The sequence below is a fragment of the Streptomyces sp. NPDC002055 genome, assembly GCF_040296705.1.
Lineage (GTDB): Bacteria > Actinomycetota > Actinomycetes > Streptomycetales > Streptomycetaceae > Streptomyces.
Genome location: NZ_JBEOXS010000011.1, coordinates 90406 through 106089 on the forward strand (window position 1 = coordinate 90406; position 15684 = coordinate 106089).

Here is a 15684-nt window from a genome sequence, read left to right on the forward strand (position 1 = left end):
CGCTCCCGGACACCGGCCCGTCCCCGGACGCCGACCGGGCCGCGGACACCCCCCGGGCTCCGGGCACCCCCCAGGCCGCCCCGGCCCCGGCCGTCCCGCAGCGGGCGGCGAGCGGGCGCAGCTCGCGGCTCCGTCGGGTCCGGGCGCTCGTGCCGGACCGGGCGGGCCTGCCCACGCGGCGGGCGAACCGCCGGCGCAGCGCTGCCCAGCCCAAGGTCGTCGCGCTCGGCGGCGGCCAGGGCCTGTCGGCCTCGCTGGCCGCACTGCGCCGCATCACCGGTGATCTCACGGCCGTGGTCACGGTCGCCGACGACGGGGGATCGAGCGGACGGCTCCGTGACGAGCTGGGCGTGCTGCCGCCCGGCGATCTCCGCAAGGCGCTGGCGGCGCTGTGCGGGGACGACGACTGGGGCCAGACCTGGGCCCGGGTGATCCAGCACCGCTTCGCGAGCGAGGGCGACCTGCACGGCCACGCCGTCGGAAACCTGCTGATCGTCGCGCTGTGGGAACAGCTCGGCGACCACGTCAAGGCGCTGGAGTGGGTGGGTCGGCTGCTCGGAGCGCACGGCCGGGTGCTGCCGATGTCGGCGGTGCCGCTGGAGCTCCAGGCACTGGTGCGCGGCCACGACCCCGCCCATGCCGACGCGATCAGCACCGTCCGGGGCCAGGCCACCGTGGCGCTCACGCCCGGCGAGGTCCAGTCCGTCCACCTGGTGCCCAACGACCCGCCGGCCGTGCCCGAGGCCGTGGAGTCGGTGCTCGACGCGGACTGGGTGGTGCTCGGCCCCGGCTCGTGGTTCTCGTCGGTGATCCCGCATCTGCTCGTCCCGGAGCTGCTCACCGCGCTCACCGAGACCAAGGCACGCCGGGTGCTCTCGCTGAACCTCGCGCCGCAGCCCGGTGAAACCGAGGGGTTCTCCCCGCAGCGTCATTTGGAGGTTTTGGCCCGACACGCCCCTAAACTCGCCTTCGACGTGGTGCTGGCCGACGAGGCCGCCGTGCCCGACCGGAAGAGCCTGACCGAGGCCGCCCAGCGCTTGGGCGGCACGGTCGAGCTGGCGCCGGTGGCCGCGCCGGACAGTTCCGCCAAGCACGACCCGGAGCTGCTGGCCGCCGCGTACGACCGTATTTTTCGGATGCATGGAAGGATCGGCCCATGGCGATGACGGCAGCGGTGAAGGACGAGATCTCCCGGCTACCCGTCACCCGGACCTGCTGCCGGAAGTCGGAGGTTTCGTCGATCCTGCGGTTCGCGGGCGGATTGCACCTGGTCAGCGGGCGGATCGTGATCGAGGCGGAGCTGGACACCGGCATCGCCGCCCGCCGCCTGCGCAAGGACATCCTGGAGATCTTCGGGCACGCGTCCGACCTGGTGGTGATGGCCCCGGGCGGGCTGCGGCGCGGCAGCCGTTACGTCGTTCGGGTGGTGGCGGGCGGTGACCAGCTGGCACGGCAGACCGGGCTGGTCGACGGCCGCGGCCGCCCGATCCGCGGGCTGCCGCCCCAGGTGGTCTCCGGTGCGACCTGCGACGCCGAGGCCGCCTGGCGCGGCGCGTTCCTGGCCCACGGCTCGCTCACCGAGCCGGGCCGCTCCTCGTCCTTGGAGGTCACCTGCCCCGGGCCGGAGGCCGCGCTCGCCCTGGTCGGCGCCGCCCGTCGGCTCGGCATCGGGGCCAAGGCCCGCGAGGTGCGCGGTGTGGACCGGGTCGTCGTACGGGACGGCGACGCGATCGGCGCGCTGCTGACCCGGCTCGGCGCCCATGAGTCGGTGCTGGCCTGGGAGGAGCGGCGGATGCGCCGCGAGGTCCGGGCGACGGCCAACCGGCTCGCCAACTTCGACGACGCGAACCTGCGCCGCTCGGCACGGGCCGCCGTCGCCGCCGGGGCACGGGTCCAGCGGGCGCTGGAGATCCTCGGCGAGGAGGTGCCCGAGCACCTCGCCGCGGCCGGACGGCTCCGTATGGAGCACAAGCAGGCGTCGCTGGAGGAGCTCGGTGCGCTCGCCGATCCGCCGCTGACGAAGGACGCCGTCGCGGGCCGTATCCGCCGGCTGCTGGCGATGGCCGACAAGCGGGCCCAGGACCTCGGCATTCCGGGGACGGAGTCCAATCTGACGGAGGAGATGGCCGACGGCATGGTCGGCTGAAGCCGGAAGCCGGAAGCCGGAAGCCGGAAGCCGGAAGCCGGAAGCCGGAAGCCGGAAGCCGGAAGCCGGAACGTCCGAACGCCGGTCGGTGGCCCCGTGACCCCTGGAGGGTGCGGGGCCGCCGTCCTTTCCGGTCACCGCCCGGCGCGGCTCCGCCCCGGGCGCCCGCCCTCGTGCTGACCTGATCATCGGACCCGGCAGGCCGCCGGAACCCCCCGTCGGCCGTGCCCGCGCGGCGCGACCGGCACTATTGACATGATCATGCAGCGTCACAAGCCTGTCGTCAGCGCACAACCGTGACGGACTACAGCAAGGGGGGCTCATGAGACGCAAGGCGAGATCGATCCTCGCAGCGGCTTCACTGCTGCTGGGACTAGTGGTGGCCGCACCTGCCGCCCAGGCCCGGCCGGGCAACGGCCCGGACGGCGACGAAGTCTCCGTGTGGAACGCGGACGTGACCAGGGAACAGATTCCGCTGTTGCTCCGGGCCGGCGCCGACGGCCACGAACTGGGCGAGCGGGCACCGGCGACCGGCACCACGAAGGTCGAACTGGTGCTCACCGGCCGACAGGCCACCGAGCTGCGCCACCAGGGCGTCGACCTCGAACGGCGCACCCTCTCCACCACCGCCGAGCACCGCCTCGCGGCCGCCGGGGACGGGGTGTTCCGCCCGTACAGCGGCGAGAACGGCCTGCAGCAGGAGATCCTCGCCGCCGCGCGGGCGCACCCGGACATCACCAAGGCCGTCAGCATCGGAAAGACCGTCGGCGGCAAGGACATCCTCGCCCTCAAGGTCGGCAAGGGGGCGCGGAAGGTCCGGGACGGCGCCAAGCCTGCGGTGCTGTACATGTCCAACCAGCACGCCCGCGAGTGGATCACCCCGGAGATGACCCGCCGGCTGATGCACCACTACCTGGACGGCTACGGCCGGGACCGCCGAATTTCCGAGATCGTGGACTCCACCGAGCTATGGTTCGTGCTCTCCGCCAACCCCGACGGATACGACTTCAGCTTCACTCCGGGCAACCGGCTGTGGCGCAAGAACCTCCACGACAACAACGGCGACGGGAAGATCGCCCCCGGCGACGGCGTCGACCTCAACCGCAACTTCGCCTACAAGTGGGGCTACGACAACGAGGGGTCCTCACCCGACCCGGCCGACGAGACCTTCCGCGGCAGCGGTGCCATGTCCGAGCCGGAGACCAAGGCGATCGACCGTCTCCAGAAGCGCATCGGCTTCGAGTACGGCATCAACTACCACTCCGCCGCGGAGCTGATCCTCTACGGCGTCGGCTGGCAGGTCGCGACCGAGACCCCGGACGACGTGCTCTACAAGGCGCTGGCCGGCACCCCGGAGAAGCCCGCGGTCCCCGGCTACCGTCCCCAGGTCTCGTCCGAGCTCTACACCACCAACGGTGAAGCGGACGGCCATGCGGGCAACGCCAACGGGATGATGATGTTCACCCCGGAGATGTCCACCTGTGCCGCCGCGTCGCGGGTCGACCCGAACGACGCCTGGAACGCCGCCGACTGCCAGTCGGGCTTCAACTTCCCCGACGACCGCAAGCTGATCGAGCAGGAGTTCCGCAAGAACGTCCCCTTCGCGCTGGCCGTCGCCGAGACCGCCGCGCACCCGGACCGGCCCAGCTCACCCGTCGGCATGGAGGCCCCGGACTTCACCCCGGACGCCTTCACCACCTCCTACGCCCGCGGCGCCGCCCAGCAGGTCTCCGTCACCGCGCGCAAGAGCGTCCGGGCCAAGCAGCTCAACTACCGCATCGACGGCGGCCGTACGCACACCGCTCGCCTCAAGGCATGGAAGGGCGGCGAGACCTACGGCGGCGACGACAACATCCGCTTCGACCAGTACCGGGCGAAGGTCACCGGCGCGCGCACCGGGGACAAGGTGACCGTCTGGTTCACCGGCCGCACCCGCGCGGGCAAGCGGACCGAGAGCGCCCCCTTCACCTACGCCGTCGCGAAGCGTCCCGCCGCTGACACCCTGGTCATCGCCGAGGAGGGCGGCACCGGCGCGGCCCGGCACACGGCCGCGTACACCCGGGCGCTCGCCGACAACGGGCGCAAGGCCGTCGTCTGGGACGTTGCCACCCAGGGCACCCCGCATCACCTCGGCATCCTCGACCACTTCCGCACCGTACTCTGGTACACCGGCGCCGACCGGCCCGGCGGCTCGACGCTGCTCGCCGTGCGGGACTTCCTCAACGAGGGCGGAAAGCTCATCACCACCGGTGAGAAGGCGGGCGGCGCGTCCACGGTCGGACGGGCCGCCACCGACGACTTCAGCCAGTACTACCTCGGCGCCTCCGGCCGCATCTCCGTGAAGTCCCCGGACCGGTTCGCCGGAACCGGACGGCTCGGCGGAACCACGGCACGCCTCGGCGACGCCGAGGGCAATCCGCTGGACGGCGCGGGCGCCTACACCGTCACCTCCGACGAACTGCCGCCCGCGGACTTCCCGCAGTTCCGCAGCGCCGCCGCGGGCGACTACCCCGGCGTGCGGACGCCGTTCCAGCCGTACGAGGGCGACTGGTTCGCCGCCGCCCGGCACCAGGACAACTCCTGGATGCGGCTGTCCCGCACCGTCGATCTGACCGGCACGGACGCCGCCGCGGAGCCGACGCTGGACTTCCGGCTCAGCTACGACACCGAGCGTGACTACGACAACGTGATCGTCGAGGCGCACACCGTGGGCCAGGACGACTGGACGACCCTGCCCGACAAGCGCGGCGGCACCGGCACGGAGGTGCCCGCCGACTGCACCGAGGGCTTCTACCTCCGCGGCCACCCCTTCCTGTCGCACTACCTCACCCAGGGTGAGGACGCCTGCCGGGCCACCGGCAGCAGCGGCAGCTGGAACCGGTTCACCGGCTCCTCCGACGGCTGGCGGTCCGTCGCGTTCGACCTGAGCGGCTACGCCGGCAAGAAGGTCGAGCTGTCGGTCTCCTACGTCACCGACCCGGGCACCGGCGGGCGCGGCGTGTTCGTCGACAACACCCGTCTGCTCACCAGCGGCACTCCCGGGCAGACCGAGGGATTCGAGCAGGCGCTCGGCCCCTGGGCGGTTCCCGGCGCGCCGTCCGGCAGCCCCGCGAGCACCACCGACTGGGCGCGCTCCCGGGAGCTGTTCCACGCCTCGTCGGCCGTGACCACGCGCGACACGGTGCTGCTCGGCTTCGGTCTGGAGCATGTGAACGGCGCCCAGGAGCGGGCACAGGTGGTACGGACAGCACTGCGCGCCCTGCGCCGCTGACCGTGCGTGTCCCCGGCCGCCCGATGTCGCCGGTCCCCCCGTCGAAGGGGGTAGGGTCGGGGGTGGTCGGGGACATCCCATACAGCTCGCCGGGTTCCAGACCGGCGTACCAACGAGGAGATCGGTTCGTGACGATCCGCGTAGGAATCAATGGCTTCGGCCGCATCGGCCGCAACTACTTCCGGGCTCTCCTGGAGCAGGGTGCGGACATCGAGATCGTCGGTGTCAACGACCTGACCGACAACGCCACCCTGGTGCACCTGCTCAAGTACGACTCGATCCTCGGCCGGCTGAAGCAGGACGTCAGCCACACCGAGGACACCATCACGGTCGGCAACCAGACCTTCCGGACGATGGCCGAGCGCGACCCGGCGCAGCTCCCCTGGGGTGAGCTGGGCGCCGACATCGTCGTCGAGTCCACCGGCATCTTCACCAAGCGTGACGACGCGGCCAAGCACCTGGCCGCCGGCGCGAAGAAGGTCCTCATCTCGGCCCCGGCCAAGAACGAGGACATCACCATCGTGATGGGCGTCAACCAGGACAAGTACGACGCGGCCAACCACCACGTCATCTCCAACGCCTCCTGCACCACCAACTGTGTGGCGCCGATGGCCAAGGTCCTCGACGAGAGCTTCGGCATCGTCAAGGGCATGATGACGACGGTCCACGCGTACACCAACGACCAGCGCATCCTCGACTTCCCGCACTCGGACCTGCGCCGCGCCCGGGCCGCCGCGGAGAACATCATCCCTACCTCCACCGGCGCCGCGAAGGCCACCGCTCTGGTGCTCCCGCAGCTCAAGGGCAAGCTGGACGGCATCGCCATGCGCGTCCCGGTCCCCACCGGTTCGGTCACCGACCTCGTCATCGAGCTCGACCGCGAGGTCACCAGGGACGAGATCAACTCGGCCTTCCAGAAGGCCGCCGAGGGTCAGCTCAAGGGCGTCCTGGAGTACACCGAGGACCCGATCGTCTCCTCGGACATCGTGAACTGGCCGGCCTCCTGCACCTTCGACGCCGGCCTCACCATGGCCCAGGGCAAGCAGGTCAAGGTCGTCGGCTGGTATGACAACGAGTGGGGCTACTCCAACCGCCTGGTGGACCTGACCACCTTCGTCGGCGGGCGGCTCTGACCCCAGCGGCCTTACGACACCTCGATGTGAGTGGCAGGGCTCGCGCAGCGCACAGCGCGCCGCACGGGCCCTGCCGCTTGTCTCGGCACCCAAGGAGTCCAGGAGACATGAAGACGATCGACGACCTCATCGACGGCGGTGTGGCGGGCAAGCGCGTATTCGTCCGCGCCGACCTGAATGTGCCGCTCGACGGCACCACCATCACCGACGACGGCCGGATCCGCGCCGTCGTGCCGACCGTCGCCAAGCTCGCCGAGGCCGGCGCCAAGGTGGTGGTCGCCTCGCACCTGGGACGTCCCAAGGGCGCCCCGGACCCGCAGTTCTCCCTCGCCCCGGCCGCCAAGCGGCTGGCCGAACTCCTGGGCAGGGGCGTGGCGTTCGCGACGGACACCGTCGGTGAGTCCGCCCGGACCACCGTCGCCGCGCTGGCCGACGGCCAGGTCGCGCTGCTGGAGAACCTGCGCTTCAACGCCGGGGAGACCAGCAAGGACGACGCCGAGCGCGGTGCGTTCGCCGACAGCCTCGCCGAACTGGCCGACCTGTACATCGGCGACGGCTTCGGTGCGGTGCACCGCAAGCACGCCTCGGTCTACGACCTCCCGGCCCGGCTCCCGCACGCCGCGGGATACCTGATCGCCGCCGAGGTGGACGTGCTCAAGCGGCTCACCGAGGACGTCGAGCGCCCGTACGCCGTGGTGCTCGGCGGTGCCAAGGTCTCCGACAAGCTCGGCGTCATCGACCACCTGCTGGAGAAGGCCGACCGCATCCTCATCGGCGGCGGCATGGCGTACACCTTCCTCAAGGCCCAGGGCCACGAGGTCGGCATCTCGCTCCTCCAGGAGGACCAGATCCCGACGGTCCGGGAGTACCTGGAGCGCGCCGCGTCCAAGGGAGTGGAGTTCGTGCTCCCGGTCGACGTCCTGGTCTCGCCCGAGTTCCCGGACCTGAAGACCAAGGCCCCGGCCAACCCCGCGGTCGTCGCCGCCGACGCCATCCCGGCCGACCAGGAGGGCCTGGACATCGGGCCGCGCACCCGCGAGCTGTACGCCGCGAAGCTCGCCGACGCGGCCACCGTCTTCTGGAACGGCCCGATGGGTGTCTTCGAGCACCCCGACTTCGCCGAGGGCACCGCCGCGGTCGCCCAGGCCCTGGTCGACAGCCCGGCCTTCACCGTCGTCGGCGGTGGCGACTCGGCCGCGGCCGTGCGCACCCTGGGCTTCGACGAGAAGGCCTTCGGCCACATCTCGACCGGCGGCGGAGCGAGCCTGGAGTACCTCGAAGGCAAGACGCTCCCCGGCCTCGCGGCGCTCGAGGACTGACCGCCGGGGCGCGCACGCCCCCCGCGGCCCCCGGGCCGCGCACCGACACGAGTCCCGTCCGCGCGCCGCGCGGGCGGGGACGAGAACCAGAAAGGACGGACATGACCAGCCGCACCCCGCTCATGGCGGGCAACTGGAAGATGAACCTCAACCACCTCGAGGCCATCGCCCATGTCCAGAAGCTCGCCTTCGCCCTGAGCGACAAGGACTACGAGGACGTCGAGGTCGCCGTCCTGCCGCCCTTCACCGACCTGCGTTCGGTGCAGACCCTGGTCGACGGCGACAAGCTCAAGATCAAGTACGGCGCCCAGGACCTCTCGGCGCACGACGAGGGCGCCTACACCGGCGAGATCTCCGGCGGCATGCTGGCCAAGCTGAAGTGCAGCTACGTGGCGATCGGCCACTCCGAGCGACGGCAGTACCACCAGGAGGACGAGCCCCTGGTGAACGCCAAGGTCAAGGCCGCGTTCCGGCACGACCTCACCCCGATCCTCTGCGTCGGTGAGGGCCTGGACGTCCGCAAGGCGGGCAACCAGGTCGCCCACACCCTCGCCCAGGTCGACGGGGCCCTGGAGGGCGTACCGGCGGAGCAGGCCGAGACCATCGTGATCGCCTACGAGCCGGTCTGGGCCATCGGCACCGGCGAGGTGGCCACGCCCGAGGACGCCCAGGAGGTCTGCGGGGCGATCCGCGGCCGGCTGGCGGAGCTGTACACCCAGGAGCTGGCCGACAAGGTCCGCATCCAGTACGGCGGCTCCGTGAAGTCCGGCAACGTCGCCGCGATCATGGCGCAGCCCGACGTGGACGGCGCCCTGATCGGCGGCGCGGCGCTGGATGTCGACGAGTTCGTCAAGATCGTCCGCTTCCGCGACCAGTAAGTAGGCCGAAGGCGGTACTCCGAAGTACCCTGTCGGGGGTCGAGGCAGCGCGCTGCAGCTGCCCGGCCCCCGATTGCTCGATCAAGACCCGATTGTTCGATCAAGAGCAGCGTCCGTCACCGTCCGAGAGAGTTGGTCCAGCCGTGGTTATGGGGTTCTCGATCGCCCTGATCGTCTTCAGCGCGCTGATGATGCTGCTGGTGCTGATGCACAAGGGGAAGGGCGGCGGTCTGTCCGACATGTTCGGCGGCGGCATGCAGTCCTCCGTCGGTGGCTCGTCGGTCGCCGAGCGGAACCTGGACCGGATCACGGTCGTGGTCGGTCTGCTGTGGTTCGCGTGCATCGTGGCCCTCGGCGTGCTGATGAAGTTCGACTCCTGACACACCGTCGTCCCTGCGGCATATCATGAGGGCTTGCGTCCTCGGGGAGCGGTATGTAACTCCTGCCACTGGACGCGCGTTGGGCCTTACGTAGACTGGAGCGCCCCGGCAGCGGAGCTGCCTATCAATGCTTCGCGGCACCATGACGCAGGGAGTTACGACCGTGGCAAGTGGCAACGCGATCCGTGGAAGTCGGGTCGGAGCGGGGCCGATGGGGGAGGCCGAGCGGGGCGAATCCGCACCGCGCCTCCGCATCTCCTTCTGGTGCTCCAACGGGCACGAGACACAGCCGAGCTTCGCCAGCGACGCGCAGGTTCCCGAGACCTGGGACTGCCCCCGCTGTGGCTTCCCCGCCGGGAAGGACCGGGAGAGTCCGCCGGACCCGCCGCGCACCGAGCCGTACAAGACACACCTCGCGTACGTCCGGGAGCGGCGCAGTGACGCCGACGGCGAGGCGATTCTCGCCGAGGCACTCGCCAAGCTCCGTGGCGAGATCTAGGCCCTCCGGACGTCGTCCCCGAGCTCACCCGGGCGCCTCCCGCGCCCCGTCAGCCGTTCCAGCGGCCCGGTTCACCGGTACATCCCCGGTGCACCGGGCCGTTGGCGTTCCGGGCGGGGGCAGTTGGCCCGGGGGCGTTGTCAGTGGCTGTCCCTAGGGTGACGAACACCAGGGAACGGTGCGGAGGGGTGAGTCATGGCGGTGGCGGGTGTGGGTGCCGGTGGCACCGGTGGAGGCGAGGCGCGGGAAGGGCACCCGGCGGGACCACAACCGCCGCAATCGCACCCGGCCGAACCACAAGCTGCGCAGCCGCACCCGGTCGCACCACAACCGGCGCAGCCGGAGCGGCGAGCAGCGCCGAGGGTGGAGCTCTTACCGGGGACGGGGGCTCGCCCAGGGGCGTCGACCGAGCGGGCAGCGGCTGAGCCGACAGTGGCCTCCGAGTACGAAGGGGCACACGAGGCGCACGAGGCGCACGAGGCAGGCGCCACACATGTGGCGGGTGAGCCGAGGGTGGCGGCCGGGCCTGGGCAGGTGCCGGTCGCCGCGCCGGGCGAAGGAGCGCCGACCCTACCGGAATCCGTGGTGCCCGCCTGGCGGGGCGGGTTCGGGCGGCTGTGGACCGCGGCCGTGGTCTCCCGGTTCGGGGACGCGCTGCGCGGTGCGGCCCTGCCCCTGCTGGCCTACGGCCTCACCGACTCGCCGTTGCTCATCTCCCTGGTCACCGCCGCAGGACTCGCGCCCTGGCTGCTCTTCGGGCTGCTCGGCGGCGCCGTCGCGGACCGGGTGGACCAGCGCCGGGCCATGTGGGCGGTGGACACGGTGCGCGCCCTGCTCATGGCGGCCTTCGCCGTCCTGGTCGCGACCGGCCACGCGAGCATCGCCCTGCTGATCCTCCTCGCCTTCGCCCTCACCGCACTCCAGACCCTCTTCGACAACGCGGCGACCGCCCTGCTGCCGTCCGTGGTGCCGCGGGCGGCGCTGGGCAGCGCGAACGCCCGGCTGATGACCGGGCAGGAGGCGGCGCACCGGTTCGTGGGCGCCCCGCTGGTTCCGGTGCTGCTGGGGCTGGGCCTGGCCGCGCCGTACGCCGTGGACGCGGCCAGCTATCTGCTCGCCGCCGCGCTGGTGGCGTCGGTGCGGACCGCGGCGCCGGAGCGGGATCCGCGGCCGCCGGGTGCGACGCTCCGGCGGGACATCGCCGACGGGCTGCGGGCCCTGTGGCAGCATCCGGTGCTGCGGTCCCTGTGCCTGTCCACCGCCGTGTGCAACATCGCCATCGGCGCGCTCATCGGCACCCTGGTGCTGCTGGTGAAGGGCCGGCTGGGCGCCGGGGACACCGGATACGCCCTGGTGATCACGGTGTACGGCGTCGGGACCGTCGTCGGCGGGCTGCTGGCGTCCCGGATCACCGACCGGCTGGGGCGGACCCGGGTCCTGCTGGCCGGCGGACTCGTGCAGACCGGCTGTCTGCTGGCGCTGGGCACCCTGCCCGGTCTTCCCGCCGCCACCGTCGCCCTGGGGATCTTCGGATTCGTGGGAATGGTCTGGAATGTCACCGAGGTGACGATGATGCAGCAGGCCACGCCGCCCGAGCTGCTCGGCCGGGTCGGCGCGGCGTTCCGCACCGCGTCGGTCGCGGGTGCCCCGGCCGGCGCGGTCCTCGGTGGAGCGGTGGCCGGCGCCTGGGGGCTCAACACGCCCATGCTGCTGGCCGCCGGCCTGTTCCTGGGCGGTGTCGCCGCGCTGATACCCGCGCTTGGCCGCGAGGACAGCCGGGGGACACCTCGGACCCGGGCCTGATCAATTAAGTTGGGACCCGCAGCGGGGCAGGTACGAGAGAAGTGGTGAAGGCGCAGATGAACGCAGAAGGCCGTACCGGGCTCGACCGGTTGCCGGAGTGGGTCGCGTTGGGCAAGCACCGGGAGCAGCTCGGGGAGGTGCAGCTGCGCGAGCTGTTCGCGGGTGACCCCGACCGCGGCGAGCGGTACTCCCTCCAGGTGGGTGATCTGCACCTGGACTACTCCAAGCACCTGGTCACCGACCAGACCCTCCGGCTGCTGCGGGAACTGGCGGCGGCGACCGGCGTGGCGGAGCTGCGGGACGCGATGTTCCGCGGCGAGAAGATCAACGTCACCGAGAACCGCGCCGTGCTGCACACCGCGCTGCGCGCCCCGCGGGACGCGGTGATCACGGTGGACGGCGAGAACGTCGTCCCCAGGGTGCACGCCGTGCTCGACAAGATGGCGGGCTTCGCCGACTCGGTCCGCTCGGGCAAGTGGGTCGGCTCCACGGGCCGGCGGATCCGGAACGTCGTCAACATCGGCATCGGCGGCTCGGACCTGGGCCCGGCCATGGCGTACGAGGCGCTGCGCGCGTACACCGATCGCTCGCTGACGTTCCGTTTCGTCTCCAACGTGGACGGCGCCGACCTGCACGAGGCGATCCGGGACCTGGACCCGGCCGAGACGCTGTTCATCGTCGCCTCGAAGACGTTCACCACCATCGAGACGGTCACCAACGCCCGGTCCGCCCGGAGCTGGCTGCTGGACGAGCTCGGCGGGGACGAGGCCGCGGTGCCGTTCCACTTCGTGGCGCTCTCCACGAACGGGGAGGAGGTGGCGAAGTTCGGCATCGACACCGAGAACATGTTCGAGTTCTGGGACTGGGTCGGCGGCCGCTACTCCTTCGACTCGGCCATCGGCCTCTCCCTGATGATCGCCATCGGCCCGGCCCGCTTCCGCGAGATGCTGGACGGCTTCCACCTCGTCGACGAGCACTTCCGCACCGCGCCGCCGGAGGCCAACGCCCCGCTGCTGCTCGGCCTGCTGGGCATCTGGTACGACGACTTCCACGACGCCCAGTCGCACGCCGTGCTGCCGTACAGCCACTACCTCGCCAAGTTCACCGCCTACCTCCAGCAGCTGGACATGGAGTCCAACGGCAAGTCGGTGGACCGCGAGGGCCACCCGGTGCGGGTGCAGACCGGGCCGATCGTCTGGGGCACCCCCGGCACCAACGGCCAGCACGCGTACTACCAGCTGCTGCACCAGGGCACCAAGCTCGTCCCGGCCGACTTCATCGGCTTCGCGCGGCCCGTCGAGGAGCTGGGCACGGAACTGGCCGCCCAGCACGATCTGCTGATGGCCAACCTGTTCGCCCAGGGGCAGGCGCTGGCCTTCGGGAAGACGGCCGAGGAGGTCGTGGCGGAGGGCGTGGCGCCGGAGCAGGTGCCGCACCGCACCTTCCACGGCAATCGCCCGAGCACCACGATCCTCGCCACCGAGCTCAGCCCCTCGGTGCTGGGCCAGCTCATCGCGCTCTACGAGCACAAGGTGTTCGTCCAGGGCGCGGTCTGGAACATCAACTCCTTCGACCAGTGGGGCGTGGAGCTGGGCAAGGCCCTGGCCAAGCGGATCGAGCCGGTCCTCACCGAGGGCACCGGCGGCGCGGACCTGGACAGCTCCACCGCCGCCCTGGCCGCCCGCTACCGTTCGCTGCGCGGCCGCTGAGGTTCGGTGACCCGGGCCAGGAAGGCCCGGGTCCGCTGGTGGCCCGGACGGACCAGAACCTCGTCCGGGCCGCCTTCCTCCACCACGTTTCCGTCGTCCATGAAGACCACCCGGTCGGCGACCTCGCGGGCGAAGCCCATCTCGTGCGTGACGACCATCATCGTCATGCCCTCGTCGGCCAGGGTGCGCATCACCGCCAGCACATCGCCCACCAGTTCGGGGTCGAGCGCGCTGGTCGGCTCGTCGAAGAGCATCAGCTCCGGGCCCATCGACAGCGCCCGGGCGATGGCCACCCGCTGCTGCTGGCCGCCCGACAGCCGCCCCGGGTAGCTGTCCTCCTTGTCGGTCAGGCCGACCTTCGCGAGGTTCTCCCGCGCGGCCTCCGCGGCCTCCTCCTTGCCCCGGCCCAGCACCCGCCGCTGCGCGATGGTGAGGTTCTCCAGGACGGAGAGGTGCGGGAAGAGGTTGAACGACTGGAAGACCATTCCGACCCGGCGGCGCACCCGGTCGATGTCCACCTCCGGATCGGTGATGTCGACCCCGCCGACCAGCACCTTCCCGGCGGTCGGCTGCTCCAGCAGATTCGCGCAGCGCAGCAGCGTGGACTTCCCGGACCCCGACGGCCCGATGACGCACACCACCTCGCCGTACCCGATCCGGAAGTCGATGCCGCGCAGCACCTCCAGCTCGCCGAAGGACTTGTGCAGCCCCTGGATCTCGATCGCCGCCGGCCGCGTCGTTTCCGTGCTCATACCGTTCTCACCGCGCCTTCGCATGCCGGGACTCCAGCCGCCGCACCAGCAGGCCGAGGGGGATCGTCACGAGCAGGTAGCACAGCCCCGCGACGAAGATGGGGGTGGTGTTGGCCTCCTGGCTCGCCAGGTCCCGCCCGAACTTGGTGAGTTCGCGCTGCTCCAGGGTGACCCCGAGGAACAGCACCAGCGAGGAGTCCTTGAAGAGCAGCACCAGCTCGTTGGTCAGCGGCGGCACGATGATGCGGAACGCCTGCGGGATCACGATCGACCGCATCGCCGTCGCATGCGACATGCCGAGCGTCCGCGCCGCTTCGAGCTGACCGCGCGGCACGGCCTGGATCCCGGCCCGGATGGTCTCCGCCATGTACGCGGCCGACACCAGCCCCAGGGCGCACGCCACCTGACCGTAGGTGCCGCCGGGGAAGACCAGACCGGGGAAGGCCAGCGGCACCCCGACCCCGACGAAGATGAAGATCAGCAGGGCGGGCAGCCCGCGGAAGAACTCGATGTACGCCATCGCCAGCCAGCGGTACGGGCCCACCGAGGACAGCCGCATCAGTGCGACGACCAGCCCCAGCACCAGCCCCACGGCGAAGCCGGAGAGGGTGTAGACGACGGTGTTGAACAGCGCGACCGTGATCAGATCGGGGAACAGCTGCTGCGCCACGGACACATCGAGGAACTGCTCCCGCAGCCGCTCCCAGTCCGCGAACGCCGCGAGCAGCAGCAGCGCGACGGCGAACACCGCGTACTGCGCGCCGCGGGCCAGCCGCTGCCTGCGGCGAGGGGTCAGGGCGGTGCTCACCGGGCGTCCTCCGGCAGCGGGCCGATCCACTTCTCGTGCAGCTTCCGGTACGTGCCGTCCTTCCGCGCCTTCGCGATCGCGGCGTCGATCTTCTTCTTCAGCTGCGGATTGCCGCCCTTCTTCACCGCGAAGCCGTACTGCTCACCGGTGTCCAGATTGCCCACGAGCTCGAACTTCGCCGCGGTACGGGAGTCCTTCAGCCAGCTCTGGACCACCGGGAAGTCCTGGATGATCACATCGACCTGGCCGGTGCGCAGCCCGTTCAGCTCGGCGTCGGAGGACTCGAAGGACCGCGAGTCGATCCCCGCCTTGCGGGCGAAGTCCTCTCCGGTCGTCGAGGACTGCGACCCCAGCTTCAGCTTCTTCGCCTTCACGTCCTTCAGCGAGTTCACCTCGAGCCCCTTGCGGGCCAGCAGCGCCTGCGTGGCGTCGAAGTAGGGGGCGGAGAAGTCGAGGTTCTGCTTCCGCTCGTCCGTGATCGTCATGCCCGCGGCGGCGACATCGCAGGTGTTCGCGTTGAGATCGGCGCCGGTCTTGATGGTCTCGAACGACTTGTCCACCACGACCTGCTTCACGCCGAGTTCCTCGGCGACCAGGTCGATCATGGCCACATCGAAGCCGACGACCTTGCCGCCCTTCTCGAACTGGAACGGCGGGTACGGCAGGTGGGTACAGGTCGTCAGCTGCCCGGCCTTGGCCAGATGCACCCCCTTCACCGTGGTGCCGCCGGAGCCCCCGGAGCCGCATCCGGTCAGGAGCAGAGCACTGCAGGCGGCCATCGGCAACAGGACGGACCGGCGGCGTATCGAACGGGCGGGCAGAGTCATCGGCACCCCAGGGTTACGGCGGGCAGTGGTCGCACAGCCTGTCGTACGGGGAACGCCAGTGTCCAGGGTTCGTGGGCCGAAAAAGCCCCGTGACCTCGGGATTCACGGGGCTTCACAGCGCTGCAACGCTGCCGCAACACAACCGGAGTCATGCGGTCC

At 71.1% G+C, this 15684-nt stretch carries 13 protein-coding genes; 10 read left to right on the forward strand and 3 right to left on the reverse strand.

Translation table 11 applies throughout. The features are described from left to right. Nucleotides 1-149: 149 nt before the first annotated feature. The 10 genes from ABT112_RS09140 (at nucleotide 150) to pgi (ending at nucleotide 13138) form a co-directional block, all read left to right on the forward strand. Nucleotides 150-1166: a gluconeogenesis factor YvcK family protein gene (locus ABT112_RS09140; protein WP_351507373.1), complete on the forward strand. Its 1017-nt coding sequence runs from the start codon at nucleotides 150-152 to the stop codon at nucleotides 1164-1166. Beyond that, nucleotides 1157-2146 (forward strand): DNA-binding protein WhiA, encoded by a 990-nt coding sequence (whiA, locus tag ABT112_RS09145; RefSeq protein WP_351507247.1) that lies wholly within the window; start codon nucleotides 1157-1159, stop codon nucleotides 2144-2146. Before ABT112_RS09140 ends, whiA begins: the two co-directional genes overlap by 10 nt. 322 nt (nucleotides 2147-2468) lie before the next feature. Next, a complete protein-coding gene (locus ABT112_RS09150) occupies nucleotides 2469-5417 on the forward strand; it encodes a M14 family metallopeptidase (protein ID WP_351507249.1) in 2949 nt (982 codons plus the stop codon). Between the two features lie 128 nt (nucleotides 5418-5545). Beyond that, complete coding sequence (gap, locus tag ABT112_RS09155; protein ID WP_351507250.1) at nucleotides 5546-6550, forward strand: type I glyceraldehyde-3-phosphate dehydrogenase; 1005 nt, start codon at nucleotides 5546-5548, stop codon at nucleotides 6548-6550. A gap of 107 nt (nucleotides 6551-6657) precedes the next feature. Next, nucleotides 6658-7869, forward strand: a complete 1212-nt coding sequence (locus ABT112_RS09160) for a phosphoglycerate kinase (RefSeq protein WP_351507252.1) — start codon at nucleotides 6658-6660, stop codon at nucleotides 7867-7869. A gap of 101 nt (nucleotides 7870-7970) precedes the next feature. After that, a complete protein-coding gene (gene tpiA, locus ABT112_RS09165) occupies nucleotides 7971-8747 on the forward strand; it encodes a triose-phosphate isomerase (protein ID WP_351507254.1) in 777 nt (258 codons plus the stop codon). Between the two features lie 149 nt (nucleotides 8748-8896). Next, nucleotides 8897-9127, forward strand: coding sequence for a preprotein translocase subunit SecG (secG, locus tag ABT112_RS09170; protein WP_351507256.1), 231 nt, complete (start codon nucleotides 8897-8899; stop codon nucleotides 9125-9127). A 163-nt stretch (nucleotides 9128-9290) separates the two neighbouring features. Continuing rightward, complete coding sequence (locus ABT112_RS09175; protein WP_351507258.1) at nucleotides 9291-9626, forward strand: RNA polymerase-binding protein RbpA; 336 nt, start codon at nucleotides 9291-9293, stop codon at nucleotides 9624-9626. A gap of 585 nt (nucleotides 9627-10211) precedes the next feature. Next, entirely contained in the window at nucleotides 10212-11429 is a 1218-nt protein-coding gene (locus ABT112_RS09180; protein ID WP_351507260.1) for an MFS transporter, read from the forward strand. 56 nt (nucleotides 11430-11485) lie between these two features. Beyond that, nucleotides 11486-13138 (forward strand): glucose-6-phosphate isomerase, encoded by a 1653-nt coding sequence (gene pgi, locus ABT112_RS09185; RefSeq protein ID WP_351507262.1) that lies wholly within the window; start codon nucleotides 11486-11488, stop codon nucleotides 13136-13138. Here pgi and ABT112_RS09190 read toward each other — a convergent pair. From ABT112_RS09190 to ABT112_RS09200, 3 genes are read right to left on the reverse strand one after another with little or no spacing between them, the layout of a single operon-like run. Continuing rightward, complete coding sequence (locus ABT112_RS09190; protein WP_351507264.1) at nucleotides 13114-13890, reverse strand: amino acid ABC transporter ATP-binding protein; 777 nt, start codon at nucleotides 13888-13890, stop codon at nucleotides 13114-13116. The two genes, pgi and ABT112_RS09190, sit on opposite strands and share 25 nt — an antisense overlap. Nucleotides 13891-13897: 7 nt before the next feature. Next, complete coding sequence (locus ABT112_RS09195; RefSeq protein ID WP_502975292.1) at nucleotides 13898-14698, reverse strand: amino acid ABC transporter permease; 801 nt, start codon at nucleotides 14696-14698, stop codon at nucleotides 13898-13900. Further along, nucleotides 14695-15477 carry an ABC transporter substrate-binding protein gene (locus tag ABT112_RS09200; protein ID WP_351507268.1) on the reverse strand — a complete coding sequence of 261 codons (783 nt, stop codon included), beginning with the start codon at nucleotides 15475-15477 and terminating at the stop codon, nucleotides 14695-14697. Before ABT112_RS09200 ends, ABT112_RS09195 begins: the two co-directional genes overlap by 4 nt. Between the last annotated feature and the right edge of the window lie 207 nt (nucleotides 15478-15684).